Raw genomic sequence first — 3,277 nt, 5'->3', positions numbered from 1 at the left:
GGGCGAGGATGAGCGCGCGCGGCGCGCCGGGCCTCGGCGTGCGCCGCGACTCCGACGCCGAGAGCCGCGCGACGAGCGGCAGCAGGAAGGCGTAGGTCTTGCCCGAGCCGGTACGGCCGCGGCCGAGGACGTCACGACCGGCCAGCGAGTCGGGCAGCGTCGCCGCTTGGATCGGGGTGGGGGCGTCGATGCCCTGGGCGGCAAGGACGGAGACGAGGCGCGCGGGCACGCCGAGGGTGCTGAAGGCAGACACGATGAAGGGGTTCGCTCACTGATCGGATGCCTCGCCGACGGCCGCGGATCCGGCGGGCTGCCGGACGGCCACGCACGGAGCCAGCGCGTGGGTCTGACTGCGACGTGCGGACAACTCGCGGCGAGAGCCTCGACGAGTCGATGCCGACAACCCTACCGGCGGAGGGCGGCGAGAGCCTCATCGGCGTGGATCTCCGCCTTGAGCATGCCCTCCACGACCGCCTTGACGGTGCCGTCGGCACCGATGGCGAACGTCGTCCTCTGGAGGGGGCCGAGCCTGCCGAAGAGCGCCGGCCTCACGCCGTACGACGCCGCCACCTCGCCCGCGGGATCGGAGAGGATCGGGTAGTCCAGCCCCTGGTTGGCCGCGAAGCCGGCCTGCTTGTCGACGGTGTCCTTGCTGATCCCGAGCCGGTGCGCGCCGAGCGCGGCGAACTCCGAGGCGAGGTCCCGGAAGTGGCAGGCCTCCTTGGTGCACACGGGCGAGTTCGCGGCGGGATAGAAGAAGACGACGACCGGCCCCGACGCCAGCAGGGCCGAGAGCGTCACCGGCGTGCCGTCCTGGTCCGGGAGGGTGAAGTCGGGGGCGACATCGCCACGGGAGAGCACCATGGCCGACATCGTGCCGGTCGGCGATGTTTACGTCCAGCGGCCCCGGGTAGGAGTGGTCTAGTCAGGTCGGCCTTCCCCTGTCGACCGGATCCGCACCGTGGCCCAATCCCCCGCCACACTCGAGCCAAGACCCCCTACGGAGGTTCCCATGCTCAACCTCGTGTCATCCAGCACCGCAACGAACTCGTCGAAGAACGACGACCTCACGCAGGACCTCCTCCTCCGTGCCGCGCAGGCCGAGGGCGAGGAGCGCCAGGAGATCCTCAACGAGGTGGTCACCCTCCACCTCCCGCTCGCCCGACGCCTGTCCCGCCGCTACTCCCACCGCGGCGAGTCCCCCGAGGACCTCGAGCAGGTGGCGTACCTGGCGCTGATCAAGGCTGCGCGCGGCTTCAATCCCGAGGTCGGGTCGAGCTTCCTCGCCTTCGCGATCCCGACCGTCCTCGGCGAGCTCAAGCGGCACTTCCGCGGGGCGGCCTGGACCGTCCGGCCGCCGCGACGCCTCCAGGAGCTGCAGGCGGAGATCTTCCCCGCCCACGACGAGCTCTGCCAGGCCCTCGGCCGTACGCCGACGCCCGCCGAGATCGCCGAGCGCATCGGCTGCGAGGAGTCCGAGGTGCTCCGCGCCCTGGACTGCGGCGGCTGCTACTCCCCCGTGTCGCTCGACGACGGCGGCCCGGAGTCGGACCACCCCACGCCGGCCGACCAGCTCTCCTTCGACGAGGACGGCTTCGGCCAGGCCGAGACCGTGACGCTGCTCGCCGCGGCGTGCAAGGAGCTCAAGCCACGCGACCGGCACATCCTGGCCATGCGCTTCTACCAGGGCTGCTCGCAGCAGGAGATCGCCGACGACCTCGGCGTCACGCAGGTGCAGGTCTGCCGGCTGCTCCAGCGGATCATGGCCAACCTGCGCAGCTCGCTGGGCACCGACTGGAACGTCCTGGCGGCCTGACCGTGCCCACGTCCCCGGCGACCGACCCGCATCGTGTTTCCGCCCCGCGAGACCGGGTAGGTGAGCACGCATGACCATCCTCGAGCCGCGCCCCACCCTGGCGCCCAGCACGAGCCGCCAGGTCGGCCGCTTCGTCTTCGACAAGGAGACCGAGCGGTGGACCTGGGACGCCGGCGTCTACGCGATCCACGGCTACGAGTTCGGCGAGGTCCAGCCGACCACGGAGCTGGTGCTCTCGCACAAGCACGAGTCGGACCGCGAGCGGGTCCACGCCACCCTGCTCAGCGCGATGGCGACCGGGGAGCCGTTCACGCTCTACTACCGGATCGTCAACAACGGGACCGACGAGCGGCAGGTCATGATGGTCGGCGAGGCGACGCCTCCCGGCCTCGGCCGGCAGGAGCTGCGCGGCTACTACCTCGACCTCACCCCCGACGTCGAGTCCACGGCGGCCGGCGCGGTGGGCGACGCCTTCGCCGCGCGGATCGAGAGCCGAGCGGTGATCGAGCAGGCCAAGGGCGCGCTCATGCTCTCCTACGGGCTCGACGCCGACGCCGCCTTCGCGATGCTGCGCTGGTGGTCGCGCAACCGCAACATCCGGGTGCGCGACCTCGCGGAGCGGATCGTCCAGGTCGCCCGCGAGGGCCACGTCACCCACCCCGGGCTGCGCACGCTGCTGGACGCCGTGATCGACGACGTGACGGCTCCCGCGCCCTCGTTGCTCTGACACGGCGGTGAAGAAGTACCTCGCGGTCGCGCTCGGGATCTGACCGCGATCGGCGGGTTCGTCGACATCGGCGACCTCGTGACCAACGCCGTGGTCGGCGGCCGCTGAGCCCGGAGAGCCGGTCACCCGCTCCGGGCCGTGCCACCGCCCAGGACGTCGCTCACGGCGCCGCCCTCGACGACGCGGTACGCCGTCGGCGCCGGTGCCCCGAACGGCCGGTCCGGCACGGCGCCGGCGAGGACGACGAGGTTGCCGGGCCGCTTGCCCTTGAGCGTGGCCGGCTCGGCTCCCACCGCGATGCCCCCCGCCTCCGGCCACAGCGTGCGCAGCGCCGCCACCGCGTCGCGGACGTCGCGGAAGGGCGCGCGATCGGCGAGGTTGGCGACGAGGAGGCCGTCGGCGGCGAGCACTCGGCGTACGTCCTCGAGGAAGGCGAGGGTGAGCAGCTCGGGCGGCACCACGGCCTCGCGGTAGGCGTCGAGGATCACGACGTCCTGCGAGCCGTCGCGGACCGCGGCCACCCCGTCCAGGCCGCCGACCGGGCGGACCCTGATGCCGCTGCGCGGCGGCAGCGGCGCCTCGGCGCGGACGGTGTCGATCACCCCCTGGTCGGGCTCGAGCACGATCTGCGAGGAGCGCGGTCGGGTGGCCGCCACATAGCGCGGCAGCGTCATCGCCGCGCCGCCGACGTGGAGCACCCGCAGCGGCGCCGGCGGCCGCGGGCGCACGCGGTC

At 73.0% G+C, this 3,277-nt stretch carries 5 protein-coding genes; 2 read left to right on the top strand and 3 right to left on the bottom strand.

Annotation, left to right across the window (positions count from 1 at the left end; all coding sequences use genetic code 11):
- Both QM572_RS02955 and QM572_RS02950 read right to left on the bottom strand, forming a co-directional pair.
- The coding region (locus QM572_RS02955; protein WP_415089863.1) for a DEAD/DEAH box helicase at window positions 1-253 on the bottom strand (253 nt) is incomplete at its 3' end.
- 152 nt (window positions 254-405) lie between these two features.
- Window positions 406-864 carry a peroxiredoxin gene (locus QM572_RS02950; RefSeq protein ID WP_415089861.1) on the bottom strand — a complete coding sequence of 153 codons (459 nt, stop codon included), beginning with the start codon at window positions 862-864 and terminating at the stop codon, window positions 406-408.
- 148 nt (window positions 865-1,012) lie between these two features.
- Between QM572_RS02950 and QM572_RS02945 the strand changes: the two genes are divergently transcribed.
- Together QM572_RS02945 and QM572_RS02940 are read left to right on the top strand one after the other, a co-directional pair.
- Window positions 1,013-1,816 carry a sigma-70 family RNA polymerase sigma factor gene (locus tag QM572_RS02945; RefSeq protein WP_415089858.1) on the top strand — a complete coding sequence of 268 codons (804 nt, stop codon included), beginning with the start codon at window positions 1,013-1,015 and terminating at the stop codon, window positions 1,814-1,816.
- Between the two features lie 70 nt (window positions 1,817-1,886).
- Window positions 1,887-2,543 (top strand): PAS and ANTAR domain-containing protein, encoded by a 657-nt coding sequence (locus QM572_RS02940; RefSeq protein WP_415089856.1) that lies wholly within the window; start codon window positions 1,887-1,889, stop codon window positions 2,541-2,543.
- A gap of 122 nt (window positions 2,544-2,665) precedes the next feature.
- On the opposite strand, the gene QM572_RS02935 is transcribed toward QM572_RS02940, so the two are convergent.
- Window positions 2,666-3,277 (bottom strand): spermidine synthase (locus QM572_RS02935; protein WP_415089854.1); only part of this gene is annotated, 612 nt, incomplete at its 5' end.

The sequence above is a fragment of the Nocardioides sp. genome, from assembly GCF_047607365.1.
GTDB lineage: Bacteria > Actinomycetota > Actinomycetes > Propionibacteriales > Nocardioidaceae > Nocardioides.
The sequence above is the reverse complement of the archived record's forward strand: the minus strand, read 5'-3'. Positions and strand labels throughout refer to the sequence as shown.

Excerpts from the sequence above, each read along its gene's own strand:
- QM572_RS02945 (WP_415089858.1), top strand. The coding sequence starts at position 1,013 with ATGCTCAACCTCGTGTCATCCAGCACCGCAACGAACTCGTCGAAGAAC.
- QM572_RS02940 (WP_415089856.1), top strand. The coding sequence starts at position 1,887 with ATGACCATCCTCGAGCCGCGCCCCACCCTGGCGCCCAGCACGAGCCGC.
- QM572_RS02950 (WP_415089861.1), bottom strand. The coding sequence starts at position 864 with ATGGTGCTCTCCCGTGGCGATGTCGCCCCCGACTTCACCCTCCCGGAC.